The organism is Shewanella putrefaciens (genome assembly GCF_016406305.1).
Classification (GTDB): Bacteria; Pseudomonadota; Gammaproteobacteria; order Enterobacterales; family Shewanellaceae; genus Shewanella; species Shewanella putrefaciens_C.
Window position 1 is genome coordinate 2,165,853 of record NZ_CP066369.1, and the last position, 26,612, is coordinate 2,192,464.

A 26,612-nucleotide genomic window follows, 5' to 3' on the forward strand; every position below is an offset into this window, starting at 1 on the left:
TACTCTGCATTAGCAGTTAAGCATGCTCGGTATAAACGGCTAAACCTACTTTGTATTAACGGTTAAGCCTCTTTGGGTGGATTTTCCTTTAAGTCCATATGCATTTTAATCAAATGCTCTTCCATATCGAAACTCACTTTGAACCCTAAACTCTTGGCGAGGCTGGCCATGTTGCGATTCTCGAACATGGTAAAGCCAGTCAGCACTTGGGTATCATTGGCTTGATAATATTTGATGAGTTTCTCAAGCAAGAGCTTACCTAAACCTATCCCTTGGTGATCACCACGTACCGCCATGGCAAATTCGGCCTCGGTATTGTCGGGGTCGATGGAGGCACGCACCGCGCCCAGTGTGATGTCATCCCCATCTGGCCCCTTGGCAGTGGCGATAAACGCCATCTCGCGGGCATAATCGATTTGGGTTAAGACCGCCATTTCCTCATGGGTCATTTTCGAGCGCACCCCAAAATAGCGTTTGTACCTGTCTTCATCGGAAAGTGAATTATCGAAGGCTAAATGTTTAGGTTCATCCTCCGGCAGAATGGGCCGCAGCATGACCTTAAGGCCATTTTTGAGCTCGGCGATTTCTTCTAACTCCTTCGGATAGGGCATGATAGCCAGACGCGATGAATTATCGGCGTTGGCATCATGCAGCCGAATATTCACATCGAGCAGGGTGATGTGCTCGCCCGCGGCCAGTACGGGGTTTAAATCCAAGGAGGCGATTTCGGGGCAATCGATAATAATGTGGGATATTTGCGTTAGCATCACGCATAGGGCGTTCATATCTAAGCCCAGCGGTAAATGTCGATCCTTGAGTTTGTGGGTCTTTAATGCCTGGATCACCATATAACGGGCCAGCGCCATATTTAGCGGCGGCAGGGCAACGGCGGCATCATTCGTCGGGTCCCATTCGGAGCCGCCTTCGCCTAAACAAATGGCGGGCCCAAAGACAGGGTCGCTTATCACGGCCACGCGGATCTCTTGCGCCCCCGCCGTGAGGGCCATTTTCTGTACTATCATGCCCTCGATAATCGCTTCGGGATTGGCCTGATGTACCCTTTTAGTAATCGCATTGGCCGCGTGGCGGATATCTTCGGCCGAGGTTAAATTGAGCATCACCCCGTGCACATCGGATTTATGTAAGATATTCGGCGATTGCACTTTTAACGCTAAGGGATAGCCCGCTTCGTTGGCAATGGCGACCGCTTCATCGGCATCTTTGACAAACCAAGTGTCTATAGTATTAAGGCCATAGGCCCGCAAAATGGGGCTGGCCTCGTGGGTTTCCAGCACCGATTTTCCTTTAGCCTGGGCCGCCTGCAGTAATTTGCGGGCAGTGAGGCTATCGGTGGGAATATTGTCGGGGATGGATTGCGGCACTTCCTGCAGCAACTTTTGGTTGCGGCGGTATTCTACCATATGCATAAAGGCGCCAACGGCCCCTTCGGGGGTGCGATAGGTGGAGATACCGCCCTTAGTGAAGCGTTTGCGAGCCTGATAGGCTGAGTCTTCGCCGCTCCAATTGGTTAAAATATTAAGGCGATTCTTTTTGGGGTGGGCATGGATGACTTTTATCAGCGCATCGGCAATCTCCACACTTTCCCCTAAGGCTGAGGGGGAATGCAGTACCAGAATCGCGTCCAACTCATCACAATCCATTAAGATAGTGAGCGCTTTGGCATAACGAGTTGCATTGGCATCGCCTATGATGTCGACGGGATTTTGCCTTGACCAGGTATTGGGCAACACAGCGTCCAGTTGGGCAATGGTGTTTTCCGATAATTCCGCCAACTTGCCACCCCGCAGGATCAGTTCATCCACGGCGAGTACCGCTGGGCCACCGCCATTACTGATAATGCCTAAGCGTTCACCTTGCAGGGGATTGGAGTGAGCGAGACTTTCTACCGCGGCGAAGAGTTCAATCAAATCGTTAACCCGCAGCATACCCGCACGGCGGAATGCGGCTTCGTACACGGCATCGTTACCACCAACACCACCCGTATGTAATTTTGCGGCGCGGGCACCTTCGGCGCTACGGCCTGATTTGATCACTAAAATGGGTTTATTGCGGGAAGCGGCGCGGGCTGCCGAGAGAAAATGGCGCTTCTCGTTCACTGAGTCGATATACAGCATAATGGCGCTGGTGCGACTGTCGCGGCCAAGGTAATCAAGCAGTTCATCGAAATTGATGTCGGTGGCGTCACCAAGGGAGATAAAAGACGAAAACCCAATGCCTTTGTTATTGGCCCAGTCTAATACTGTAGTGCAAATGGCGGCCGATTGGGACACGAAGGCAATTTTGCCGGGCAGGGCGCTGGCATGGGCGAGGCTGGCGTTTAATCCCAGTGGTGGCAGTAACATGCCTAAGCTGTTTGGCCCCAGAATGCGCATACCGTAACGCTTAGCGTTTTGCATAGTCAGCTCGAGCAGACTCACGCCCTCTTCATTGAATTCCTGCGTCATGCCAGAAGCCATAATAATGGCCACCTTACAACCAAACTGGGCCAAGGTTTCAACAATCGCGGGCACCCGACAAGCGCGGGTACAGATAACGGCCAAATCGGGTTTAATGGGCAAGGCTTCGATATTGGGATAGGCGAGTACCCCCATCACAGCGCGATACTTAGGGGTGACGGGCATAATAGGTCCCGAAAAACCGCTGGAGAGCAGGTTTTTCATCAACACATTTCCGGCACGTTTTTCGGTATTCGAGGCGCCGATAATGGCAACGGAAGTCGGTTTAAATAAGGAGTTTAACGTACGTTGACTCATAAGCGATCCCATCCCAATCAATGACCTTGCCAGTGTAACCTAGGGTTTGATGGCTGCACAGTTAAGTTTATGTATCCGCAGGACAAGTTTATGCCTAAATGACGAAACCGAGCGTTTAGGGTTACTCCCCTTGTCTGGCTGGTTAAAATCTATACTGCAAAGCTTATTTTTTGAATATTAAGGAAAACCGCATAAAAAATTTTTTTCACTCGTTGTTTGAAAACCCTTGAATGTGAAACTACTTTATAATCACTGTTCAATAATTGTGAAGCCTCTATGACATACAAGGATGGCGCCGTAGCAGTCTTGGCCGTAGTAATAGGATACCTATTGGGTTCAATGACGAACTGGATTATGAGCCCAATAACAGCCGTTGCACTCATGTTGTTTTGGCAGTTTTACGTGGAAAAGCAAACAACACATAGCCAAGATTGCGACGAACAAGTCGATAAACAGCAGCACAGTGCCCATTGGCAAACCCACATCAACCTCTATCAAGAAACGATCTCTACACTCGGCGACTGTGAGACGAATATTAATAATGTTCTTACTGTTCAAGAAGATGCTGTTAGTTTATTGGGTGATTCCTTCGATGGATTAGGCCGATTGATGACGGAACAAACGGGGTTTATTTCCGATCTTGTTAAGAGTGCCGACGACGCAGAAATATTCCATTCTGAGCAAATGAAGCAATTTGCCAATAATACTTCACAGACATTGGAGCGCTTTATTCAATCCACCATTGAGATGTCAGCATCGACAATGGAATTATTGGAAAAGGTCAATCTCATTTATGAGTCTATGCCCCAGGCGATGAAAGCCCTGCAGGATATAGATCAAATCTCATCACAAACCAATTTACTTGCGTTAAATGCGGCCATTGAAGCTGCCCGAGCGGGGGATGCTGGACGCGGGTTTGCGGTGGTTGCCGATGAGGTTCGTGCACTCTCTAACCGCAGTGCAGGATTTAGTGAAGGGATCCAAAAACAGCTCAAGTCGATTCAAAAACAGATAGAGCAACTTACACAGCACGTGAGTAAGGTTGCAGCACAGGATATGACATATATCATTGATGCAAAAAAGGATATTGATACGGCGCTGAGGCAAATTATTGTCAAGGCAGAAAGGGACTCTAAAGTCATTGAACGGATTGACTCCTCAGCCCATGAATTGGAACGGGCAATATCCGATACCATTAGGGGACTGCAATTTAGTGATATTACTTCCCAAAACCTCAGTTACACCAATCAATCATTACACCATTTAAAAGCTTCTCTTTTGCAGATCACCAGCTTATCACACGAAGAATTTGGTATTGAAGGTTCTGCAATAACAACAAAAATGAGTCAGAACAGAAAAGAAACACATAATCCAGTTTCTAGGAATGAAATGACAAGTGGTGAAGTTGAACTCTTTTAATTGGATATATTGTTATGTCAAACATTCATATTATCGCCTTGCCAGAACGTTTTGATTTTCACTATCACAGAACTTTCACGAGCGCTTATCAAGATATTTTAAAATTAAAAGAAGTTAATCATGTTGTCTTAGATTTTAGCCGAGTATTATATCTCGACAGTTCAGCATTAGGAATGATGGTGCTGTTATATCGTAAAACCCAGGAATTAGGATGTTCCACGTCAATAAAAGGAGCCCATGGTCAGGCGGAAGAGATTTTAAGAGTGGCGAATATGCAGAAGCTATACTCTATAGGATCAGAATAGTTATGTTTGAGCGGCCAACAACGCAGCATTTTATTTTAGTTGTCGATGATGATCCTGTCGCAAGCCAATCTATTAGTGATTTTATACACAGAAAAGGCTATAGCGTTATTGTATGTAACAACCTTGAGGAAGCTTTTTTTGAGCTTTCGCAAAATCAAGTCGATCTTATTTTGGCTAATTATCTACAAACCGATGGTACTGCACTCATATTATTAGAGCACTTGGTTCAATTAGAAAAAGAAATACCGGTTATTGTCATTAATGAAAAAAAGGAGCCACAAGCCATTTTTGACTGCTTCAAAATGGGGGTGCTCGACTTTGTGATTAAACCGATCAATGTGGAACTCTTTTGGTATAAAGCCGAATGTTTACTCAGTCGGGTGCAATTACAAGATAAAGTCAAGCAGCAAAGGATTGAACTGGAAGAAATGCTCTATGAAAAGGCGAGGGAGGAGCAAATGGCTCGCCATCTCTTTGAGCACTTGGTGAATATTGATAATGTGAACTTTAGTTTTATTCGCACATTTTGTCAGGCCAGTGCCAGTTTTAGCGGTGATATCATTTTAAATAGCATTGCACCTAATGGTAATTTGTTTTTAATGTTAGCCGATTCGACGGGCCATGGACTCAGTGCCGCCATGCCAATAATGCGCGTAGCAAGCACATTTAGGGCTATGGTTACAAAAGGATTTTCCTTAATTGCCCTCATTAGTGAGTTAAATGAAAAGGTGCATAGGGAAAATCCAGGGGACCGCTTTGTCGCTTGTATTATACTGGAGGCCGATTTTCATCGAAGAAAGCTCTATATATGGAATGGTGGTATGCCGCCGGTCTACATGCAAGGCCATTGCAATGATATCGTATCTTCGTCGCCAGAATATAATGATAAATTTCATTCAACGAATATGGCAATAGGTATCTTGCCACCATATACTTTTATTGCCGATGTTTTTACGATTGATTTACCCGAACAGGGATATGCCTGTTTATTTAGTGATGGTTTAATTGATCAACGGACTAAAGATGGTACTCCTTTGGGAGTAGATAATTTAAGGAATTTATTTAAAGAGCACCAAGGTGAGTTAACGCAGTTTTTAAATGACAACTTCAGGCAATATTTTTCTGGTCAACATATTGCTGACGATATTACCGTTTGTACATTGGATTTTAAGATGCTTAATGCTTGGCACAGCAGACGAGATCTTAGTAAGCTTAAATCAAATCTAGATGGGGAATTTTCCTGGAATATTCATATTTCTGGACCTATGCTATTAAGGGCTGATTATTTAAGTACACTCAATCATTTTTTAATTAGTTTTGGTTGTGCTGCAAGTTTTTGCCAAAAAGTATTTACAGTTGTCGCTGAATTGTTTAATAACGCATTAGACCATGGTGTACTAAAGTTAGACTCGAGAATGAAAAATGATCCAGATGGTTTCGAGTTATACCATAGTATTCGAGAGAACAACTCGGAGCGTCTAACCGCTGATGATTGGGTCAAAGTGAATATCAGCTGGTGTTCAACAAAGGAATTGCACATCTGTGTCGCCGATAGTGGAACGGGTTTTAAGGAGGTGCAAGCATCAATTTCAGACTATCCTGAACTGTCAGGCAGAGGTCTCTCACTGGTGAAAGCATTATGTAAAGATTACGCGTTAATATCACCGGGTAATATCACTAAAGTCATAATGGAATAGCGCATGAGTAAGAAAATATTGATAGTGGATGATTCGGCAGCCATCAGACAGATGGTCGAGGCCACATTAAAATCGGCTAATTACCAAGTGGTATTAGCAAAGGATGGCCGAGAAGCCTTGGACTTATGTGGTGGACAGCGGTTTGATTTTATTTTAACCGATCAAAATATGCCCCGTATGGATGGCTTAACCTTGATCAAATCCCTGCGGGGGATGTCGGCATTTATGCGCACCCCCATTATTATGCTGACGACTGAAGCCGGGGACGATATGAAGGCCCAAGGTAAAGCGGCAGGTGCCACGGGATGGATGGTCAAACCCTTTGATCCCCAAAAGTTATTAGCGATTACAGCTAAAGTGCTGGGCTAACTACAACGGGGTATATTATGTCCATCAATATGGTCGAATTCCATCAGGTTTTTTTTGAGGAAAGTCATGAACATCTTGAAAATATGGAGCAATTGCTACTGGCATTGGACCTAAATACCCCAGATCCCGAGGAATTAAACACGATTTTTCGCGCAGCTCACTCTATTAAAGGCGGCAGCGGCATTTTTGGTTTTACCGCCCTCACCAGCGTCACCCATGTGATGGAAAATTTGCTCGATAGGACACGTAAGGGCACCTTCGAACTCTCATCGGCCACCATTGATTTGCTTCTGCGCACAGTTGATACCCTTACACATATCTTAAGCCTCTACCGTGAAGAAGAGCCAATCGACTGGGAAGAGGTTGAATTTGCTAAAAATCAACTCATTGCCGCCCTAAATGGTGAGCCTTTTGAGCCGAATGCAAAAACCCAGAACAAGGCAGTAACAACCATGCCTGAAGTCGAAATACTGGTCGCCGATGGGACAAATATTCAATCAAAGCGCCAAACCCATGATGACGATCTCGGATTTGGTTTTTTTGAGAATGAGGTTGAACTTGCCCTCGCGACTGAAGGTGAACATTTTGGCTTTTTTGATGAGGCTTATACAGCAGCTGAGATCCGGGTGGAGGATATTGACCCCAAACCAACAATCGCCGTTCCCACGGGGAAAACGGCTTCTGATAACTTAGCTGCTGATTTGGATCATGACTTAGCTGACGACTTAGCCAATGGCTTAGATGATGAATTGGGTTTTGGCTTTTTTGAGCCGTTAACTCCCGCGCAGTTGGACAATGACACTAGTACCACGGGCGCTACGGATGCTGATGTAGTGACTCGCGCTAAAACCGATAATCTTGACCTGCAACCGATGGTCTTGCAATCGACAAATCAGCAACTTAATCAGCACCAAGGCGATCAACACGCTATTGATCACAAATCTAGGGGAGCTGCGGCGATTCAAAGCGCCTCCAAACGGCATGAGTCGCCGACCTCAGCCCAGGCAACATCTGAACACTCTATCGCTAACCCGACGCCCGCTAAATCGGCGAGTAAAAAATCCACCCCTCCAGCGCAGGATGCCACCCTAAGGGTTGAGACCTCAAAAATTGACACTTTAGTCAATCTGGCGGGCGAGCTAGTGATCACCCAGTCCATGTTAACGCTGATAGGCAATGAACTTGGCGGGGAGTTAGGGGAGAGACTTAAAACGGCACTCAATGAACTGGAACGTAACACCCGTGAGATGCAAGAGGCGGTCATGTCGGTGCGCATGTTGCCCGTCTCCTTCGTGTTTAACCGTTTCCATAGACTGGTCAGGGACTTATCCGAGCAACTGGGCAAGAATGTTAACTTGACTATCGAGGGCGGAAACACTGAGATCGATAAGGGCATGATTGAAAAATTGGTCGACCCTTTGACCCATTTAGTGCGCAATAGCTTAGATCATGGCATTGAAAACCCAGCAAAAAGACTGGCAGCGGGTAAATCTGAAATCGGTGAGTTATCCCTTAAAGCGAGCCAAAGGGGTGGCAGCATAGTGATCGCCGTGCACGACGATGGTGCGGGATTAAACCGAGAACGCATTCTGCAAAAGGCCCGTGAAAACGGCATGCAGGTTGCCGATAACGCCAATGATAAACACGTTTGGCAGTTGATATTTGCGGCGGGATTTTCCACCGCCCAGGAAGTGACCGACGTGTCGGGCCGCGGGGTGGGGATGGATGTTGTGCGTCGGAATATCGAAGCGCTCGGAGGCCGCATCGATATCGACTCGGTGGCGGGTCAAGGTGCAACCTTCGAAATTCAACTGCCGCTGACGCTAGCCATTGTCGATGGCATGAGTGTTTCTGTGGGGCATCAAATCTATATTTTGCCCTTAGTCCATATTATCGAATCGATTCAACCCCAAATAGAACAGCTTAAATTCCTTTCTAAAGAGCGGCTTATCAAGGTTCGGGAAGAGTATTTACCCTTACTGAACCTCTACCAACTGATGGAAATAGAGCCCCATGCCCATACGCCCGAGCAGGGCATAGTCGTATTACTCGAGAGCAACAATAAACGCTTTGGCTTGTGCGTCGATGCGTTAGTTGGACAACAGCAGGTAGTGATAAAGAGCCTTGAAAAACATTACCGCAGAATTCCTGGTGTATCGGGGGCAACAATTATGGGCGACGGCAGCGTGGCCCTTATCCTCGATGTTGAATCACTCGCACTGCATATTAAAAATTAACAGAGGACGTGGTAATGGAAAGTCGTTCAAATATCGCAACCAAGGGCGAATATAACGCCCACGATGAAGTCGAATTTTTAAGTTTTGTCTTAGGTGAGGAACATTACGCCCTCGATATTATGTCGGTAAAGGAAATCCGGGGTTACGAGGCTGTGACTAAGATTGCCAACGCGCCTAGCTTTATCAAAGGGGTGTTAAACCTGAGGGGCGATATAGTGCCTATTGTGGATCTACGGATGAAATTTAACGTAGGTACAGTAACTTATGATGAATTTACCATAGTCATTATGCTCAATGTCTGCGATCGGATTGTGGGGATTGTGGTCGATGCCGTGTCGGATGTGATTAAACTTTCGAGTGATGAAATTTTACCCGCACCTGAATTTGGCGCCGCATTTGACAGCCGTTATCTCAAGGGATTGGCGACGGTGGAAGAAAAAATGGTCATTTTAGTAAATATACAGGCTCTGATCAGCAGTGATGAGCTAGGTCTAGTTGATGCAAATAATCTGTCTGATCAGGAGTGATTGTTATGGGAATTTTGAATCTGTTTGGCAATGACGAAGCGCGCCAGCAAAAGGAAGAAGAACTACAACGTTATTTCCAATTGCTCGATAACAGCGGCAATAGCTTTATGATTGCCGATAGCAACCGCAATATCATCTATGCCAATAAAGCCGTCATCGTTATGTTATCCGAGGCCGAGGCGGATATTCGTAAAGAACTGCCACAGTTTTCGGTCGCTAAGGTCGTGGGCAGTAATATCGATATCTTCCATAAAAACCCAGCCCACCAGCGCAATTTGCTTGAACGATTAACCCAGTCACATACTGCGCAAATTACCATAGGTAAGCGGACATTTAAGCTGATCCTAACACCCATTATTACGCGTGAAAATAAACACTTAGGCACTGGGGTCGAGTGGATTGATCTGACGGAGACAATTAACGCCGACCGTATCACCCAGCGCACCCTAGAAGCGCTGAACAATACCAGTACTAACGTGATGATCGCCGATGCTAACCGTATCATCATTTATATGAACCGTTCGGTGGAGGTGATGCTGCGTCAATCGGAAAATGAAATTAGGCAGGCGCTGCCGCATTTTTCCGTGGATAAAATTATTGGCAGTTCAATGGATATATTCCACCGTAACCCCGCCCACCAGGCGAGTTTATTAGAAAAGTTAGACCGTAAATATGAATCCCTTATCAAGGTCGCCAGTTGTCATTTTCGCTTAACGGCAAGCCCCATAGTGTCCAATACGGGTGAGCGCTTAGGCACTGTGGTTGAATGGCTCGACCGCACGGTTGAAGTGCAAACCGAGCAGGAAATCGCCCGCATAGTGGCCGCGGCGGCGGCGGGGGATTTCTCGCAGCGGGCAGAGACCCAGGGTAAACAGGGCTTCTTCCTTATGCTGGCCAATAGCCTTAACTCATTGATTGAAACCTCAGACCGTGGATTACAGGATGTCGCTAGGGTGTTGATGGCGTTGGCGGATGGCGATTTAACCACGCGCATTTATAACGACTATGAGGGCACCTTTAATGATTTGAAAAACTATTCAAATCAAACCGCTGAAAAACTCTCTTACATGATAAGAGATATCCAAAAAGCGGCTGAAACCATCAATACTGCTTCCTCTGAAATTGCCCAAGGTAACGCCGATCTGTCGAGTCGCACCGAAGAGCAGGCCTCGAGCCTAGAGCAAACCTCCGCCAGTATGGAAGAGCTCACCGGCACGGTTAAGCTTAATGCCGATAATGCCAGCCAAGCCAATGCGTTAGCCTCAAAGGCCGCCGATGTCGCCATTGACGGTGGCGAGCTCATTCAACAGGTCGTGCAAACGATGGCCTCAATCAACGAATCGGCCCGCAAAATTGCCGATATCATAGGGGTGATTGACGGTATTGCATTCCAAACCAATATTTTAGCGTTAAACGCTGCCGTTGAGGCCGCGAGGGCGGGTGAGCAAGGCCGCGGGTTTGCGGTTGTCGCATCCGAGGTGAGAAGTTTGGCGCAGCGTTCTGCCAATGCCGCAAAGGATATTAAGGCTCTAATATCTGATTCTGTAAGTAAAATTGAAAGCGGAAATAATCTCGTTGGCAAATCGGGTGACACTATGAAGGAAATCGTGGTCGCCATTAAACGAGTCAACGATATCATGACTGAAATCGCTTCGGCATCGAATGAACAGGCCGTTGGTATCGATGAGATAAGCAAAGCCATAGTGCAAATGGATGAAATGACACAGCAAAATGCGTCATTAGTCGAAGAAGCCGCTGCGGCAGCCGAAAGCATGCAGTCACAGGCGCAGCAATTGGCCGACAGTGTGGCCAGCTTTAGGGTCGATGAGGAAAGTGCGCCGCAAGTCAGACATTCCCCAGCGGCATCGAAAAAGTTGGCGATGAAATCGGCGGTGGCTGCGGCCCGCATGCCCAGTAAAATGAAAATGCCAATGCCTAAGCTTAATCAAGCCGATCAAGATGAATGGGAAGACTTTTGATTGAGTGGATATGAGCGCTTAGGGAAGGAATTTGTGTTTACGCCCGAACACTACCAAACCGCAAGGACCACGCTCTATCGCTTGGCGGGAATTAAGCTCGCGGACAGCAAGGATGCTATGGTCTATAGCCGATTGGTTAGGCGCTTGAGGGCGCTCAAATTGTCAGGTTTTACCGCCTATTTTGAGTATTTGCAGCGGTATCAAAGTGAGCATCAGGAGTTTATTAATGCACTGACGACTAACCAGACTGCTTTTTTTAGGGAGCCCCATCACTTTGAGATCCTAAAACGTTTTTTGGTGGAACATCCTAATACCAAAAGGATTTGGTGTGCCGCCAGCAGCACTGGGGAAGAGCCTTACTCCATTGCTATGGTCGTGGCGGAGCACTTTGGTCGCTTCAACACCCCGGTCGATATCATTGCCTCAGATATCGACAGCGGTGTGCTCGAAAAGGCCGAAAGGGGAATTTACCCCATAGAGCGTATCGATACCGTCAGTGATGAGCGTAAAAAACTGTTTTTCCAGCGTGGGCGCGGTACGCAGCTTGGCAATGTACGGGTTGTGCCCGAGTTACAGCAGATGTTGCGTTTTACCCGAATTAACTTAGTCGATCCATTCTGGCCGATCAACACCCCTATCGATGTGATTTTTTGCCGCAATGTGATGATCTACTTCGATAAACCGACCCAGGAACGCATTTTAAAACACATGATGCACTCCCTTGCCGATGATGGGCTCTATATTGCGGGGCACTCCGAAAACTTCAATATGTTCCCTCAGATCATTACCGCCACAGGCCAAACGACCTATAAATCGGCGAAGGGGAGTATGAGTGCCAAAACCTAACATTGAACATCCTGTCCTAGTACCTAATCGGTATTTTGACCATCATTTCTCATGTGATGCGGTCAAAATATTGCCAGGAGAATATTACGCCACCCGTGAAAATACTATGATAGTCACAGTGTTAGGATCTTGCGTTTCGGTTTGTCTCTATGATCCCGTGCTTCATATTGGCGGTATGAATCATTTTTTACTGCCAAACCAGAATGGTAATTGCACCGGCATTCTCACGGATACTGCCCGCTATGGAGTGTATGCCATGGAGCTGCTGATCAATGAATTGCTTAAATTAGGCGCTCGGCGTCAGTCACTCGAAGCGAAAGTGTTTGGGGGAGGGAATATGTTAACGGGCATAACGGTACACAATATTGGTGAGCGTAACGCTGAGTTTGTTCTCGAATATTTGAACATGGAGAATATCCCTGTGATTGCCGCCGACTTGCTCGATATCTACCCCCGTAAAGTGTATTTCTTCCCCGCGACTGGCTTAGTTAAAGTCAGAAAAATCAAAGTAATGCACAATAGCACTATCCTAGATAGGGAGAGTGAATATCGGCTGCGGATCCGCGACCTACCCAGTGGTGGCGATGTTGAACTATTTGGTGAGTAGCAATGGCAATTAACGTATTAGTGGTTGACGACTCCGCGCTTATCCGCAGTTTGCTCGGCAAAATGATCGAAGCCGATCCCGAGTTGCACTTAGTGGGCATGGCAGCCGATGCTTATATGGCAAAGGATATGGTGAATCAATTTAGGCCCGATGTGATCACCTTAGATATCGAGATGCCTAAGGTCGATGGGCTCACTTTTCTTGACCGCTTGATGAAGGCCAGACCGACCGCCGTCGTGATGATTTCATCGTTAACCGAGCAGGGCGCTGATGCAACCTTTAATGCCTTAGCCTTAGGCGCGGTCGATTTTATCCCTAAGCCAAAACTCGATTCCCCCCAAGGTTTTAACGATTATCAAGAGCTGATCTTAGCGAAAATTAAATCCGCGGCCCATGCCAAACTGATTAAAACCCAAAAACTGCCGGCAACGGCTCAGGGCATTTCACCCGCTAAGGCAATACTGCCGAAGGTAGTTGTCGATCAGCATCTCCTTGCCATTGGTGCATCGACAGGTGGCACCGAGGCCATATTGTATCTGCTGCAACACTTACCCGCAGTCATGCCGCCCATCGTTATCACCCAACATATGCCGCCCGGATTTACACTGAGTTTTGCCCAGCGCCTCAACAAACTGACCCGGCTCAATGTGAAACAGGCCGAAGACGGTGAGCGCCTCTTGCCTTGCTACGTCTATATTGCGCCCGGGGATTATCACCTCGAAGTAGTGAAAGTGGGCAGAAGTTATAAGGTAAAGCTTAATCAAAGCGATAAAGTGAGTGGCCATCGACCGTCGGTGGATGTGATGTTCGCTTCCTTAGCCCAGTATGATGCTGCCCACGTCACGGCGGTGATTTTAACGGGCATGGGTAAAGATGGCGCCGATGGCATGAGTTTACTGCACCAACAGGGCAGCACAACCTTCGCCCAGGGAGAACAAAGCTGTGTAGTGTTTGGTATGCCGCGGGAGGCGATAAAACGTGAAGCGGTTGATCACATTGTAGAATTGCCGCAATTGGCGGATAAAATTATCCATTATCTTGCCACGCTCTAGCGCTATCCTATGGGGATTATCCTAGCTGCCGCCCACCAATCGGTTGCGGCCAAGGCGTTTGGCTTCATAAAGATTTTTATCGGATAAGCGTAAACAGGCTTGAAATTCATCACAATCGGTCGAAAAAGCCATACCTCCACTGAGGGTGACTTGAAACTCAACGCCCTCTTCCACAAATAGGATATGGCTAAAACTCTCGCGTATGGCATTGAGTTTGGCGATAGCCAAAGGCTCGGAAAGCTCGGGCAACACTAACATAAACTCCTCACCACCATAACGCCCCATAAAATCGCTTGGTCGCAGGGACTGCTGTAGCAAGTGCGCAAAGGCCAAAAGCACCTTATCGCCAGCGGAATGACCATAGGTATCATTGATCATTTTGAAGTGATCAAAATCGAACATAGCGATGCAAACGATGGAATTTATCCGCTTAGCAAGATGAAAACAACGGCGGGCAGCCACTAAAATTTGGGTGTGATTTAACAGACCTGTTAGGCTATCACGACTGGCAGCACTGCGAATGTCATGCCCACGTTGGGCGCGGGAGATCACTTGGCTCACAAATAAAATCGGGGCAGTTTGCTTTGAAATTAAATCATCGGAACCCGCTTGGATAATGCTAACTTTGTTTTGCATAGTATCGTCGGAGCTTAAAACTAAGATAGGGCTAGAGGTGTATTTATCCAATTGACGGATCATTTGTGCCAGTTCTAGCCCATTCACCTCGGGCATATATAAATCAAAAATAAACAGATCAGGTTCGAATTGTTCCAGGGTGGGTAGCACTTGTTCGGGTCTCGTCATGCCTTTAACCATTAAGCCATGGCTGCGCAGTAGACTCGAAAAATAATCCACCATCGACTGCTGATCGTCCACTAAAAGGATTTTAAGTGGCTGCTTTTCTGACATTTTTAAAGATTGATGGATTTTGCGAACCAGCAAGGTGGTTTCGGCAGGCTTGACAAAATACTCACTCACATTGGCACGTATGGCCAAAAGGCGCATGTCAAAATCCCCGCGAGATGAGAGGACAAACACTCGGGTATTGTTTTTTTCAAATTCTTTTGCGGCTTTAAATAAGTCCTCCTCAGTGTAATCAGGAAGAATTAAATCCAATAAAATCAAATCAAATGGCGTTGTATTTTGCACTTCAAGAAAGGTCGAAAAGTTTAAAAAATACTGTACGTTAAAACCAAATTCTCCCAATTGTTTCGCGATCATCGCGCCCACATTCTGGTCATCCTCTATGATGGCAATACTGTGTTCATGGCGTAATTTGCTTGGCTTAACTGGCCGCGGCTGCACCTGGGCCTCAACCACGGGAGCAACAGCTTGGCTGCGCATATTGTCCTCTAATAACTGATGAAATTGGCTATCTAAGGCCTTAATTTCAGAGAGTTCAGGTGTTGGCGCATTAAGTAAGCTTTTAAGTTGAGGTTCGAGTTTATCGACAATATGCTTAGTCTCAGTTAAGCCAAATGTTTCGCAGGATCCCTTTAAGTTATGCACCTCACGGTAAACCGCAGACAGCAATTGTGCCTGCCAATTTTTTCGCAATAAAATCCATAGGGATATGATTTGTTTCTTTTTATCAGGCAGAGCATGCAGATACTGGCGTTTTAGCTGTTCTAGGGATTCTTCAAGACTCATAGGCAATTGCCACCATACTATGATAGAGATGCAGTGATATGCTGATTATGGATCTAATACATTCAATCTGTAATTGTTTACTTCTTATCTTTAGAGTGTAAATCAACATCGGAAAAAGGAAGCCCTATTCAGTAACTTGATTTAATTAATCCTAAATCGCGGTCCCCAATGGTAGACCATTTGATGGGATGAGTAGGGCATTGCTAACTTGGCCCTTTAATAACAACCTATCAAGGTTAGTGATTTAAAACTGAGGAAATGTGACAACGTGAAGGGAAGCAAATTATTTTTTATCCTTAGACTACGGCTATTTGTCTTTATGGCAAGTGGGCTTTTTTCATCATCATTGGTGTCTTTGGTTGAACAAGATACGGTATCTGTGTGCGTACTGGTTCAGAGCGAAATGCAGGACTGGCATGAATCAACACAACGTTATCAAGAACTTAAAGCAAGATTCGATACTCGTTGCATAAATCCGATAGCAAATGCAAAAAATGATCACAAGACGCATAAGATCCTGTCTAAAAAAAATCGATAATATTGTTGAAAATAAATATAAAAATAACACTGTTCTACATTATGAAAATAATTCATTAAAACAGAAATCTGTCTCGCCGAATCTTACTCCTTCGCCATTATTAGCATTAAGTCATTTCCCTGTTGTGTTGTATGTGCCTTTCTGTGCATTGCTCTTGGTACTCATTTCACTCGTTTTTAGAAAGAACTTAAATCGATACCGGGCCAAGGTGTTGGGAGAGCAAGGTGAGCAGCGAGTCGCACGGTTGCTGAAAAAAGGGTTCGAAAACAAGGAGTATCGCCTATATTCAAATCTTATACTGCCGATAGATGATACAACGTTTGATACGGCTCCAATGACGGAAGTCGATCTTGTGTTGCTGACGCATTTTGGAGTATTTGTCATCGAAGTGAAAAACTATAGTGGCTGGATATTTGGGAGTAAGAATCAAGCCAACTGGACACAAAAACTCTTTACTAAACGCACGAGCTTTAAAAATCCATTACATCAAAACTATAAACATTGTTTAGCCGTTGCCCACTGTCTTGGATTGGTGGAGGGGATATATTCAGTCGTGGTTTTTGCTGAAAAGGCGACGTTCAAAACCGCTATGCCGGAGAATGTTGTCAATGAATCTGTTTTGCTGGATTTTTTATTTAAATTTAAGGATAAAAAGCACCTTGGAACGACCAGTTCATTGTTTATCGATGAATATCATAAGTTTGCAACCATACTCGATACTGTAAAGCTGTTATCAGATTCAGATGCTAAGGCTCGTCATTTAGCTCAGCTAAAAAATCATCGTTATGAACCAAGCATTTCAGAACTTACTGATTAAGGCACAAGTTCACTCAATGTTGAAACGGTTGAATCTTTTTGAAACCGCGATTTTCCTAATTGCGACCTTATTGATGCTAGCTTCTATAGAATATTTTTAACATATTGAATTAATCTAGCTCTAGGGGCATCACCTCTTGTAGCTCGAAACTCTTGTCGCTTAAAAAATGCCAAAGCAGGCAATCTATCCTACTCTAATACACTGTAAATTCTTTAAACAAGGAGATTGTATTATGGCTGACAAAACCGGGACGGTTCGATTACATCGCGTTCTGCGCGCTCCTGCAGAGCGAGTGTATAGCGCTTTTACGGACAAAAGTGCGCTTGAGCGCTGGTTGCCACCCTATGGCTTTGTGGGAACGATTCACGAGTTCGAGGTTAAGGTTGGCGGTGGCTATCGAATGTCATTTACAAATTTTAGTTCTGGGGGCAGTCACTCCTTTCGGGTCACATTTACTGAGCTTGTCCCCGGAGAGCGTATTAGACAAACGGATCAATTCGATGATCATCATCTCCCCGGCGAAATGCTCGTTGCTATCGACCTAACAACCGTGAGTTGTGGCACGAGCCTGAATATTGTGCAGGAAGGCATCCCCTCTGTGATCCCAGAGGAGATGTGCTACTTAGGCTGGCAGGAGTCACTCGAGCAGCTGGCGCGGCTGGTTGAGCCAGAGATCCCCAACGGATAGATCCCTAATGAATAAAGCTTATTTACTGCGCTTGGGCTTGGCTTGCAAGGTACTCATCGAAGGTGCCTTGGAAGTTAACCAGCTTCCCATCTCGAATATCAATGATCCGCGTTGCCAATGATGAAACAAACTCACGGTCGTGGCTGACGAATATTAAGGTGCCTTCAAAGTCTTTAAGCGCATTGTTTAATGCTTCAATGGCTTCCATATCCATATGGTTGGTGGGTTCGTCCATGATGATGACGTTAATGTCTTGCATCATTAACTTACCGAAGATTAAGCGGTTTTTTTCACCGCCCGAACAATTGCGGGCTTTTTTGTTGGCGTCATCTTCGGTAAACAGCAGACGGCCTAACATGGCGCGAACCATCAGGTCGTTATGTTTGGGTTGGCGCCATTGATCCATCCATTCCATGATGGTGAGATCATTATCAAAATCTGAGGTGCTGTCCTGTGGGCAATAACCGATAGAGGCATTTTCGGACCACTTAATCACGCCTTCATTGTGGATTAACTCATTGACTAAACAGCGTAATAGGGTGGTTTTACCTACGCCGTTTTCGCCGATAATCGCCAGTTTTGCACCCGCTTCGAGAATTAAATCACCACCTTGGAAGAGTAACTCACCGTCAAAACCGTGGCCAAGATTTTCAAGGATCAAGGCTTGGCGATGCATTTTTTTGCCCGCGGCAAAGCGAATCGACGGGGTAATTCGGCTCGATGATTTCACTTCATCCAGTTTAATTTTATCCATGCGTTTGGCGCGCGAACTGGCTTGCTTGGCCTTAGAGGCGTTAGCGCCAAAACGGTTAACGAAGTCCTGCAACTCTTCAATCTCGGCACTCTTTTTAGCGTTACCCGCCAATAGCTGTTCACGCAGTAGGGAGGATTGGGCTAAAAAGTATTCGTAGTTGCCGGGGTAAATGCGCAGCTCGCCGTAATCAATATCCGCCATATGGGTACACACCGCATTTAAGAAGTGTCTATCGTGGGAGATGATGATCATGGTGCATTTGCGCTTATTTAACTCGGTTTCGAGCCAACTGATGGTGTGGATGTCCAAGTTGTTGGTCGGTTCGTCGAGCAGCAAGATATCGGGGTTAGCGAACAGCGCTTGGGCTAATAACACCCGCAGTTTCCAGCCGGGTGCGACCTGGGACATAGGGCCATAATGGAAGGATTCTTCGATACCCGCTTCAATGAGGATTTCGCCTGCGCGGCTCTCGGCGCTGTAACCGTCCATTTCGGCAAATTCGCTTTCAAGATCGCCAACCCGCATGCCGTCTGCTTCGCTCATGTCTGGCTTGGCGTAAATGGCATCCCGCTCTTGTTTGACTTTCCACAGCTGCACATCGCCCATGATCACCGCATCGATAACCGTATATTGTTCGAAGGCAAATTGATCTTGGCTTAGGGTACCGACCTTTAATCCCGGAGTGATGGATACATTGCCCGATGTCGGAGCGAGGGCACCACTTAAGATTTTCATAAAGGTGGATTTGCCGCAGCCGTTAGCGCCAATCAAACCATAACGGTTGCCGTTGCCAAATTTTGCCGAGATATTTTCAAATAATGGCTCGGGGCCGAATTGCATGGTGATATTTGCGGTAGAGATCAAGGGTATGTCCTAGGGGTAACGTCTTAATAAAAGGCTTAAACCGGCTGTGTTGTTACAAATGCAGTGCAACAATGATGCTGATATCAGCAAAGTCTTGGCCAAGATAATTTGGCCGCGCAGTATAGCGATTTCACGCAAAAGATGCGAGCAAACAAACGCCTAAATAACGGATCCTCATTCTCGATATTGCAGGATATTCCAGCACGCGCTTTTTGACTCTTGTATCAAATCGAACTGTGGCATGTGAATGATTATTCTGAAAAATGAATCATCGTTAAAATTTTTACGGGGTTTATAGTTTTGTTTTTGCATATACATGAATAATTACTCGGTTTACCACTCATTCGGTAAGTGGTGAACGACGGTTATGATTGAGTGAACGGTCGCGGTATTTAACGGCGAACACTGCTAACCTATATGGGTGTTGGGCACAGGTGCTTTATTAGGAATGAGCATGGAAAATGAATCCCTTGAATCGATTTATCCATTTTTAACCGAGGCGCTACGCTTAAGCCAAAATGGCCTTGCAGTGTTGGATGAAAATAATCATTTTATCTTTTATAACAATACCTTTGCTCAGATGTTTGGCTTTGACGATCAAGATATGGTTGGACGTCATTTTGACGATATGATGCGATTGGCCTTTATCCGTAAACAAGGGCCGAATATTGAACGAGATACGGTTGAAGAGTGGCTTGAGCATATTCATACGCAGCAACGGCAAGTGAATTTTAGACGTTTTGAAGTCGACCTTGTCGATGGCCGTTGGCTACAGCTGTCGGAGCAGGTGTATCACAATGGTAATATGACGATTGTCTGCACCGATATCACCCCACTAAAACAGGTTGAGTTTGCCTTAAGGGATGCAAAAACTGAATTGAAACGGTTAGCGCTGACCGATGAATTGACGGGTATTGCCAATCGGCGGCATTTTTTCCAGCAGTTAGAGCATGAAATCAAACGATTGACGCAATTAAAACAGCCTCTTTGCCTTGCAATGCTGGATATAGATTATTTCAAACGGGTCAACGATCGTTATGGTCATCAAGTGGGCGATAGCGTGTTACAGCACTTTACTGCATTGGTTGCCGCTCATATTCGTCCCTACGATATTTTTGGCCGTTTAGGAGGAGAAGAGTTTGCGATCCTTTTGCCCGAAATTACGGTTGCTGAGGCCAAAGCGGTGATCGAACGTCTAATGCAAAAGCTGGCTGAATCGGATTTGTCCCATATTGCGCCGGATTTTCATTATCAATTTTCGGCGGGGTTAAGCGCGCTAATGCCTATGTCATTACAAGAAGGTACTGAATCTGAGCCCAACAAGGCTACTGGGAGTCAAAATACCCCAATGGATCGAGAAAGCCTGTGTCGCTCGGATGCGGAAAAGCTGGTGGCTGAGGCGGATAAAGCGTTGTACCACGCCAAAAATACTGGGCGAAATCGGCTGGTGAGCTGGGAAGATATCGAATGAATGTCCTTTGGAGCCGTCCTAAGTGCTGACCTGACCATGGCGGTATGGATTACGTTTTGTTCAATACAGTTTTCGCTTAATATACTGGGCTAACTTCCATTGCGCTTTGCCTCTTAATTGAAGGGATATAGTGTTAATCCACCAGCAATATACTCGCCAGGGGCCCGATTATCGCTTCGGTGAGCAAGTGACATTTCTCGATATCAAACAAACCTTTGGCTTTAGTCATGTGCGCGTGGGGCGCTGGGTGACGCGGGAAGAGTCCCGCATTGCGGCTAATTTAGTGTTTGATTCCCTAGCTGATCTCGCTTTTATCCTAAAACTGCCGCCGTTAACCTTAGGATTACGGCAAAGTTTAAGCCTTGCCTTTGGCCATGGTGGGCAAAAGGGGGTACAGGCTCATTATGCCCCAGCTTCGCGGGAATTAGCCTTAGCGAAAAATGCGGGAGCAGGCGCCTTAGCCCATGAGTTTTGGCATGCATTTGATCATTATGTCGCCGATAAAGCCTTTTTGCCCCAAGCTAAGCGTTTTCAATGCGCCAGTGATCTTTGGCTTGGCGATACGTCGATGATTGAACATCCTTTGAATCAGCGTTTATCTGAGATTTTTAGGGTAACACTGTTGAGTCAAGATAGTTCAGAGCCCAGCGATTATGTTCGTCAAGCGATTGCATTAGATAAGCGTTATGCGGCCCAGTATTTTTCACGGCCAACCGAAATGATGGCCAGAGCCTTTGAGGCATGTATTGAATCCTATCAGGATATTACCAATCCCTATCTGGTGTCTGGCACCCGGTATTCTGCCTTGGCAAAGGAGGGAGCTTACCCAGACGAACATCACCGAAAGACGATTTTTTCAGCCTTGATAAATTATTTTGAACCCTTAGGAATAGCACTAGGGAAATAGTACCGAGTCCGCGACTTGCTGGCAGTAGGCTAACTGATGCCGAATGATATCTAAATACTGTGAAGCCTCATAATCCATTAAAAACCAATAGCTTGGATTTGTCTCCGGCATATGATTAAAAAATAAGGCTTCGTAGTCTGTTAAGTCGGCACTTTGAGCATAAGACAGCCAAGTGCTGGTGGGCGCTTGCGATAGGGCGACGAGAGCATTCAGTTGTCCATGCCTGAGTTGGGGACTGGTTTTAGCATCCACAGGGTTTTGCCGCAGGACATCCAATAGCAGAAAGGGATTATCATCACTAATGACGTGGGATGGCTCAACCTCTACAGGTAATAGGGCAAATTCATCCCAGGCTAATTGATGCGAAAACAGTGCTTTTGCTAGCCTTCTTTCCCCTAGCCAGTTATGCACCATGCAGGGTAGATGGTGAGTAGTGGCAAGATCTGCCGTTCTCTGAAGGCTTGGGAGTAGGGACATGCGCTGTACTGTCACTGTATTGGCGAGTTGTACCATCAAGGTTATGGTTGTCAGCCCTGAGGAGGGCCAACATCCAAGCTGCGGGGTCAGTTCCGTTGCCACTTGGGTTAAGGCTCTGGCGAGTAAAGCGCCTTGTTCATGGCCATGTACCACAAAGGCATATTGGGAGTCAGCAAAACCACCATTGGCAATATTGATGAGTTGCGAAGCGTTAAGCTCAGCTTGAGCTAAGTTAGCCTGCGCCTGCTGATATTGAGTCCCATTGAAGACAAATGTAGCGCCTATGGCCGCGGGCTGCCAAGCACCGGGGGCATTACCTATGATAGTGGCTTGCTCAAAGTGAATGTGTGCCGCGAGCTCAGCCAGATCTATCCTAGGTTGTGGCTTAGATAAGTGGTTAAGCATATGTGTATGGGACTGATGCTGTTGGATTTTTGGCATAAATTATCGAATATACTATTGCTTAGGCAGCAACCTTAGGCATACAAAGTGGTCGCGGTGGCTGTGCGTGGTGCTCTATTGTAATAGATATCCCTTTGATGCTAAAGGTGTCATCTTGTCCCTGATTTTCTATCACTGTTTTTGTGAACTGCATTGTAATTGAAAATATTTCCCAGTATATCGTATTGATAACAATTCGCATTACATTTACACTCTGTGGTTTATAAAAGTGCTGGGAAAATCACAGATGGCGAAGGTGAGTAATCGATTTTGGTTTATGTTGCACGGTTGGGTCTCATTGCCCATCTGGTTACTATTCTGTTTTATCTGCTTAACGGGCACTGTTGCCGTATTAAGCCATGAGTTAACCTGGCTTACCAATCCCGCCGCCCGTGCGCTCAATCCTGACCAATTACCCGCAAAGCCCATCGATGAATTAATGCTGGCGGTGGAAAAGGCTTATCCCAATGCGCAGGTGATGGGGGCAATGACCTTTGAGCCCTATCTGGTCAATGCGATTACCTTTACGGATACCGATAAGCCCTATGCGATCGCCTATGTGAATCAGTACACGGGGGAGATCCAGCAAATCAATGAGGGCCTCACTTTTATTGGTTTTATGCGTTCCCTGCACGGCTGGTTGCTATTCCCTTGGCAGAGTGGTTATAGCCTAGGTTATTACCTAGTGAGTGTGATGTCGCTATTGATGTTGGCCTCACTCGTGACGGGGTTAGTGGTTTATAAACGCTTCTGGCGCAGTTTTTTTGCCCCCAAACTGCGACTCACGCAGGGGAAAAAGACCTTACTCGCCGATTTACATAAATTGTCGGGTGTGTGGTCTATCTGGTTTATCGCCATTATGAGTGCGACGGGATTATGGTACTTAGTCCAAGCGATTTTTTGGCATGCCGATATTGATATCGAACCCCATGCGCCCTTGATTGCACAAGAGCAGCTCCCGCTGCAAAGGGAAGGTGAGACACAAGTGCCGGAACGCAAGGTGAACTTGGCCGACGCACTGCAACTTGCGAAGACACGCTTCCCCGATTTTCAACCTAGCTATGTGATGTTGCCTGAGCATCATAGGGATATGTATCACTTGAGTGGCAGTGGCGATCATATTTTTTATGATCAATATTCCTATAGCCTTAGCATCAATCCATGGACGGGGGAAATTGCCAGCGCTTCATCACCCGACACCATGACGGGCATGCAAACCATCATGCATATTGCCGATCCGCTGCATTACGGCACCTTAGGCGGAATTTGGACTAAATTCCTGTGGTTTTTCTTTGGGCTGGTGCTTTCTGGCATGTCGATTACCGGTTTTATGATGTGGGGATTACGCCATGTACGTGCCTTTCAACAGGTCGAAACCAAAGACTTAGCCGCAGATATGCTAGGGGAGGCTCGCTAATGGCATCATCCGTATTTTGGTTAAAACATAAGTACAAGCTCAGTGGGTTGATTTTGATCTTACCTGTGGTGTTTCTCTATCAATCACTCAACCCGACATTTCCACCCGCATGGCCGAGCCAGCAGTTAGGTGAGTTTAAAATTGCGCCTATGCCCTTAGATATGAAGGCACCCTATAAGCATCACGATGAGTATGTCAAAGATTTTATGTTGATTTTTGAGCAAGGGGATATAGCCCATATCCGCCAAGGTTATGCCAATATCGGCCCCGAGGCGTTGCCGCTCGAGAGACTCCAACAAGGGGAAAACGGGGTATTACATGGCAGCAAACATGGCCAGCATGTGCATGCGATCACCGGCGCCAAGTTAGCGGCAACGGACAGCCTATGGGTGTCTATCCAAAATTGGCAGGGTGAATGGTTGGTTAGTCAGTGGCCAGTACCTGAGGCTGTGTTAGCGCAATAGTTTTTAGCTAATCATTTAAACAGCAAATAACCCTCAAGTGCTAACAGGTGCTTGAGGGTTATTTTTATGGGTGAAGTTAGTGTGGTTATGCTGATTACCCTAAGCATTATTACATTTATTGTGGAGATCTGGCGTTATCCCTACGCTGTTTATATTGCCTTAGTAGTGAGCTTATTCCTCTGGATAAACCTTTTCTTTAAACTCACATAAATCTTCAATAATACAGCTGCCGCAGCGGGGTTTGCGGGCAAGGCAAGTATAGCGGCCATGCAGAATAAACCAGTGGTGCACATCCACTTTAAATTCGGCGGGCACTACTTTTAGCATGCGCTCCTCAACTTCGACCACGTTTTTGCCGGGGGCAAATTTAGTGCGATTGGCGAGGCGAAAAATATGGGTGTCGACGGCGATAGTCGGCCAACCAAAGGCGGTATTAAGCACCACATTGGCGGTTTTACGGCCAACGCCGGGAAGGGATTCGAGGGCTTCTCTGTCCTCTGGCACTTCGCCATTGTACTTCTCGATTAAGATCTCGCAGGCTTTGATTACATTGACGGCCTTGTTGTTATAAAGGCCAATCGTCTTGATATATTCCTTTAATCCTTCCACGCCTAAGGCATAGATACTGTGAGCCGTATTGGCCACAGGAAACAATTTATCGGTCGCCTTATTTACGCTCACATCGGTCGCCTGGGCCGATAAGGTTACCGCCACCAGCAATTCAAAGGGACTGGAGAAATTAAGCTCGGTTTCGGGTTTGGGATTGTTTTCACGAAGGCGAGTGAGGATCTGGATGCGTTTTTCTTGGTTCATGGGATTCCTGCGCTGTGTGGGCTGTCGTGCTGTGGTTTACCCCACTTTTCATATTGTTTTTATATTGTGTTTATATTCTGTTATGGGGCGCTAGGGTATTTAGCGCCCGTTTATCCACCGGTTAACCGACCTTAGTGATCCGCGCCCGTGTCACGCTCGGCTGCACCGCCGCCTCAGGTTGACGTTCTTTGAGCTTTTTATCGATCACATTTTTAAGGGCGATAAGTAGGCCCATCACGATAAAGGCGCCAGGTGGCAACATGGCCAGCAGGAAGGGCGTATCGACTTGCCATACCTGAATGGTTAAGGCTTTTGCCCAAGGGCCGAGCAGTTGATCCGCGCCATCAAACAGTGTGCCTTGGCCGAGAATTTCCCGCGTGGCGCCAAGTAGTGCCAATACCAAGGTAAAGCCTAGACCCATCATTAGACCATCGAAGGCGGCGCTAAAGGCGTTATTACGGGAAGCAAATGCCTCAGCGCGGCCAATGATAATGCAGTTGGTTACAATCAAAGGCAAAAAGATCCCTAGGGATAAATACAGGCCGTAGGCATAGGCATTGATCAACAGTTGCACTGTAGTGACTAGGGCGGCAATGATCATCACAAACACCGGAATACGGATCTCCTTGGGCACATAATCGCGCACCAGAGAGACTAAAATATTCGAACCAATCAGCACTAGCATAGTGGCCACCCCGAGCCCAAGGGCGTTGGTGAGTGTGGCGGTGACGGCAAGTAACGGGCATAAACCTAATAGTTGCACTAGGCCTGGGTTATTTTTCCACAGTCCCTGCCAAGCAATATCACGATAATTACTCATGGTTGGCCTCACAATTTAGCGGCTGGCTGAAAATCTGCGTTTGATTTTGGTTAAAATACCATAGCGCCCGTTTGACCGCTTTGACATAGGCGCGTGGGGTAATAGTGGCGCCTGTAAATTGATCAAAATCGCCGCCGTCTTTTTTCACTAACCATTGTTTGTCGTCCTCTGAGCCGAGGATTTTACCGACAAACTGCGTTACCCAATCGGATTTACGTAACTCGATCTTATCACCCAGCCCTGGGGTTTCTTGGTGGGAAAGCGTGCGCACTCCTAAGACTTCCCCTTGGGTATTGATCCCGACAATCAACTTGATATCACCGCTATAGCCATCCGGCGCTATGGCCTCGATGGCAATTGCCACGGGCTTGCCCGCAGCGGTGGCAATATAGGCGGGCATAGGCTCATCTGTGCCTAAGGCCTCTTTGTTTTGTAGCAGAGTGCAATGGGCCGTCAGTTCATTATCGTGGATTTCATCGGGGATCAATTGGTGCAATACCCGCATTAATTCCTGTTGCTCTTGCTGTTTTATTTGGTCAAAGGTTTGTTGATTGACAACGGCAACGAGGCCGGTGCAGATCAAGGCAAACAGTGCCAATAAAAAACCATTTTTAATCATCGGATTGTTCAACATTCTTTCCTTTAGCTTGTATCTCTTGCCCGCGGAATGACTCTTCTT

General features: G+C 46.4%; 23 protein-coding genes. 16 read left to right on the forward strand and 7 right to left on the reverse strand.

The features are described from left to right. Positions 1–62 precede the first annotated feature (62 nt). A complete protein-coding gene (locus JFT56_RS09355) occupies positions 63–2,774 on the reverse strand; it encodes an acetate--CoA ligase family protein (protein WP_198783348.1) in 2,712 nt (903 codons plus the stop codon). A 276-nt stretch (positions 2,775–3,050) separates the two neighbouring features. On the opposite strand from JFT56_RS09355, the gene JFT56_RS09360 reads away from it, so the two are divergent. From JFT56_RS09360 to JFT56_RS09405, 10 genes are read left to right on the forward strand one after another with little or no spacing between them, the layout of a single operon-like run. After that, the gene (locus JFT56_RS09360; protein ID WP_198783349.1) at positions 3,051–4,193 is read left to right on the forward strand and encodes a methyl-accepting chemotaxis protein; all 1,143 of its coding nucleotides are present in this window, start codon (positions 3,051–3,053) and stop codon (positions 4,191–4,193) included. 14 nt (positions 4,194–4,207) lie between these two features. Beyond that, a complete protein-coding gene (locus JFT56_RS09365; RefSeq protein ID WP_198783350.1) occupies positions 4,208–4,498 on the forward strand; it encodes an STAS domain-containing protein in 291 nt (96 codons plus the stop codon). Positions 4,499–4,500: 2 nt separating this feature from the next. Beyond that, entirely contained in the window at positions 4,501–6,195 is a 1,695-nt protein-coding gene (locus JFT56_RS09370) for a SpoIIE family protein phosphatase (protein ID WP_198783351.1), read from the forward strand. 3 nt (positions 6,196–6,198) lie between these two features. Continuing rightward, positions 6,199–6,564: a response regulator gene (locus JFT56_RS09375; protein WP_198783352.1), complete on the forward strand. Its 366-nt coding sequence runs from the start codon at positions 6,199–6,201 to the stop codon at positions 6,562–6,564. 17 nt (positions 6,565–6,581) lie between these two features. Next, positions 6,582–8,801, forward strand: a complete 2,220-nt coding sequence (locus JFT56_RS09380) for a chemotaxis protein CheA (RefSeq protein ID WP_198783353.1) — start codon at positions 6,582–6,584, stop codon at positions 8,799–8,801. 14 nt (positions 8,802–8,815) lie between these two features. Continuing rightward, positions 8,816–9,328, forward strand: a complete 513-nt coding sequence (locus JFT56_RS09385; protein WP_198783354.1) for a chemotaxis protein CheW — start codon at positions 8,816–8,818, stop codon at positions 9,326–9,328. A 5-nt stretch (positions 9,329–9,333) separates the two neighbouring features. Next, positions 9,334–11,307: a methyl-accepting chemotaxis protein gene (locus JFT56_RS09390; RefSeq protein WP_198783355.1), complete on the forward strand. Its 1,974-nt coding sequence runs from the start codon at positions 9,334–9,336 to the stop codon at positions 11,305–11,307. Beyond that, entirely contained in the window at positions 11,308–12,153 is an 846-nt protein-coding gene (locus JFT56_RS09395) for a CheR family methyltransferase (RefSeq protein WP_198783356.1), read from the forward strand. Beyond that, positions 12,140–12,760 (forward strand): chemoreceptor glutamine deamidase CheD, encoded by a 621-nt coding sequence (gene cheD / locus JFT56_RS09400; protein ID WP_198783357.1) that lies wholly within the window; start codon positions 12,140–12,142, stop codon positions 12,758–12,760. Before JFT56_RS09395 ends, cheD begins: the two co-directional genes overlap by 14 nt. Positions 12,761–12,762: 2 nt before the next feature. Further along, positions 12,763–13,812: a protein-glutamate methylesterase/protein-glutamine glutaminase gene (locus JFT56_RS09405; RefSeq protein ID WP_198783358.1), complete on the forward strand. Its 1,050-nt coding sequence runs from the start codon at positions 12,763–12,765 to the stop codon at positions 13,810–13,812. A 21-nt stretch (positions 13,813–13,833) separates the two neighbouring features. On the opposite strand, the gene JFT56_RS09410 is transcribed toward JFT56_RS09405, so the two are convergent. Then, positions 13,834–15,462 carry a diguanylate cyclase gene (locus tag JFT56_RS09410; protein ID WP_198783359.1) on the reverse strand — a complete coding sequence of 543 codons (1,629 nt, stop codon included), beginning with the start codon at positions 15,460–15,462 and terminating at the stop codon, positions 13,834–13,836. Positions 15,463–15,947: 485 nt separating this feature from the next. Between JFT56_RS09410 and JFT56_RS09415 the strand changes: the two genes are divergently transcribed. Beyond that, entirely contained in the window at positions 15,948–16,817 is an 870-nt protein-coding gene (locus tag JFT56_RS09415) for a nuclease-related domain-containing protein (RefSeq protein WP_198783360.1), read from the forward strand. Between the two features lie 232 nt (positions 16,818–17,049). Further along, positions 17,050–17,505, forward strand: a complete 456-nt coding sequence (locus JFT56_RS09420) for an SRPBCC family protein (protein ID WP_198783361.1) — start codon at positions 17,050–17,052, stop codon at positions 17,503–17,505. 22 nt (positions 17,506–17,527) lie between these two features. On the opposite strand, the gene JFT56_RS09425 is transcribed toward JFT56_RS09420, so the two are convergent. Then, entirely contained in the window at positions 17,528–19,123 is a 1,596-nt protein-coding gene (locus JFT56_RS09425; RefSeq protein WP_198783362.1) for an ABC-F family ATPase, read from the reverse strand. Between the two features lie 454 nt (positions 19,124–19,577). On the opposite strand from JFT56_RS09425, the gene JFT56_RS09430 reads away from it, so the two are divergent. Together JFT56_RS09430 and JFT56_RS09435 are read left to right on the forward strand one after the other, a co-directional pair. Next, entirely contained in the window at positions 19,578–20,594 is a 1,017-nt protein-coding gene (locus tag JFT56_RS09430; RefSeq protein WP_198783363.1) for a GGDEF domain-containing protein, read from the forward strand. A 130-nt stretch (positions 20,595–20,724) separates the two neighbouring features. Next, positions 20,725–21,501, forward strand: coding sequence for a CLCA_X family protein (locus tag JFT56_RS09435; protein ID WP_198783364.1), 777 nt, complete (start codon positions 20,725–20,727; stop codon positions 21,499–21,501). Here the strand turns inward: JFT56_RS09435 and JFT56_RS09440 are convergent. Further along, positions 21,490–22,419, reverse strand: a complete 930-nt coding sequence (locus JFT56_RS09440) for a hypothetical protein (protein ID WP_198783365.1) — start codon at positions 22,417–22,419, stop codon at positions 21,490–21,492. The genes JFT56_RS09435 and JFT56_RS09440 overlap by 12 nt on opposite strands. Before the next feature lie 247 nt (positions 22,420–22,666). Between JFT56_RS09440 and JFT56_RS09445 the strand changes: the two genes are divergently transcribed. Then, entirely contained in the window at positions 22,667–23,836 is a 1,170-nt protein-coding gene (locus JFT56_RS09445) for a PepSY-associated TM helix domain-containing protein (RefSeq protein WP_198783366.1), read from the forward strand. After that, complete coding sequence (locus tag JFT56_RS09450; RefSeq protein ID WP_198783367.1) at positions 23,836–24,300, forward strand: hypothetical protein; 465 nt, start codon at positions 23,836–23,838, stop codon at positions 24,298–24,300. The genes JFT56_RS09445 and JFT56_RS09450 overlap by 1 nt, the downstream gene beginning before the upstream one ends. A gap of 171 nt (positions 24,301–24,471) precedes the next feature. On the opposite strand, the gene nth is transcribed toward JFT56_RS09450, so the two are convergent. The 3 genes from nth to rsxG all read right to left on the reverse strand — a co-directional run bounded on the left by nth (position 24,472) and on the right by rsxG (position 26,564). Next, positions 24,472–25,113, reverse strand: coding sequence for an endonuclease III (gene nth, locus JFT56_RS09455; RefSeq protein ID WP_198783368.1), 642 nt, complete (start codon positions 25,111–25,113; stop codon positions 24,472–24,474). A 121-nt stretch (positions 25,114–25,234) separates the two neighbouring features. Then, on the reverse strand, positions 25,235–25,933 hold the full coding sequence (locus tag JFT56_RS09460) for an electron transport complex subunit E (protein ID WP_198783369.1): 699 nt from the start codon (positions 25,931–25,933) through the stop codon (positions 25,235–25,237). Beyond that, positions 25,926–26,564: an electron transport complex subunit RsxG gene (gene rsxG / locus JFT56_RS09465; protein WP_198783541.1), complete on the reverse strand. Its 639-nt coding sequence runs from the start codon at positions 26,562–26,564 to the stop codon at positions 25,926–25,928. Before rsxG ends, JFT56_RS09460 begins: the two co-directional genes overlap by 8 nt. Positions 26,565–26,612 lie beyond the last annotated feature (48 nt).

What these genes read in the sequence shown, in the direction of transcription:
- JFT56_RS09365 (WP_198783350.1), top strand. Translation starts at nt 4,208, where the DNA reads ATGTCAAACATTCATATTATCGCCTTGCCAGAACGTTTTGATTTTCAC.
- JFT56_RS09410 (WP_198783359.1), bottom strand. Translation starts at nt 15,462, where the DNA reads ATGAGTCTTGAAGAATCCCTAGAACAGCTAAAACGCCAGTATCTGCAT.
- JFT56_RS09385 (WP_198783354.1), top strand. Translation starts at nt 8,816, where the DNA reads ATGGAAAGTCGTTCAAATATCGCAACCAAGGGCGAATATAACGCCCAC.
- JFT56_RS09445 (WP_198783366.1), top strand. Translation starts at nt 22,667, where the DNA reads ATGGCGAAGGTGAGTAATCGATTTTGGTTTATGTTGCACGGTTGGGTC.
- JFT56_RS09390 (WP_198783355.1), top strand. Translation starts at nt 9,334, where the DNA reads ATGGGAATTTTGAATCTGTTTGGCAATGACGAAGCGCGCCAGCAAAAG.
- JFT56_RS09415 (WP_198783360.1), top strand. Translation starts at nt 15,948, where the DNA reads ATGCAAAAAATGATCACAAGACGCATAAGATCCTGTCTAAAAAAAATC.
- nth (WP_198783368.1), bottom strand. Translation starts at nt 25,113, where the DNA reads ATGAACCAAGAAAAACGCATCCAGATCCTCACTCGCCTTCGTGAAAAC.
- JFT56_RS09430 (WP_198783363.1), top strand. Translation starts at nt 19,578, where the DNA reads ATGGAAAATGAATCCCTTGAATCGATTTATCCATTTTTAACCGAGGCG.
- JFT56_RS09355 (WP_198783348.1), bottom strand. Translation starts at nt 2,774, where the DNA reads ATGAGTCAACGTACGTTAAACTCCTTATTTAAACCGACTTCCGTTGCC.
- JFT56_RS09440 (WP_198783365.1), bottom strand. Translation starts at nt 22,419, where the DNA reads ATGCCAAAAATCCAACAGCATCAGTCCCATACACATATGCTTAACCAC.
- JFT56_RS09360 (WP_198783349.1), top strand. Translation starts at nt 3,051, where the DNA reads ATGACATACAAGGATGGCGCCGTAGCAGTCTTGGCCGTAGTAATAGGA.
- JFT56_RS09450 (WP_198783367.1), top strand. Translation starts at nt 23,836, where the DNA reads ATGGCATCATCCGTATTTTGGTTAAAACATAAGTACAAGCTCAGTGGG.
- JFT56_RS09405 (WP_198783358.1), top strand. Translation starts at nt 12,763, where the DNA reads ATGGCAATTAACGTATTAGTGGTTGACGACTCCGCGCTTATCCGCAGT.
- JFT56_RS09460 (WP_198783369.1), bottom strand. Translation starts at nt 25,933, where the DNA reads ATGAGTAATTATCGTGATATTGCTTGGCAGGGACTGTGGAAAAATAAC.
- JFT56_RS09420 (WP_198783361.1), top strand. Translation starts at nt 17,050, where the DNA reads ATGGCTGACAAAACCGGGACGGTTCGATTACATCGCGTTCTGCGCGCT.
- JFT56_RS09370 (WP_198783351.1), top strand. Translation starts at nt 4,501, where the DNA reads ATGTTTGAGCGGCCAACAACGCAGCATTTTATTTTAGTTGTCGATGAT.
- JFT56_RS09380 (WP_198783353.1), top strand. Translation starts at nt 6,582, where the DNA reads ATGTCCATCAATATGGTCGAATTCCATCAGGTTTTTTTTGAGGAAAGT.
- JFT56_RS09375 (WP_198783352.1), top strand. Translation starts at nt 6,199, where the DNA reads ATGAGTAAGAAAATATTGATAGTGGATGATTCGGCAGCCATCAGACAG.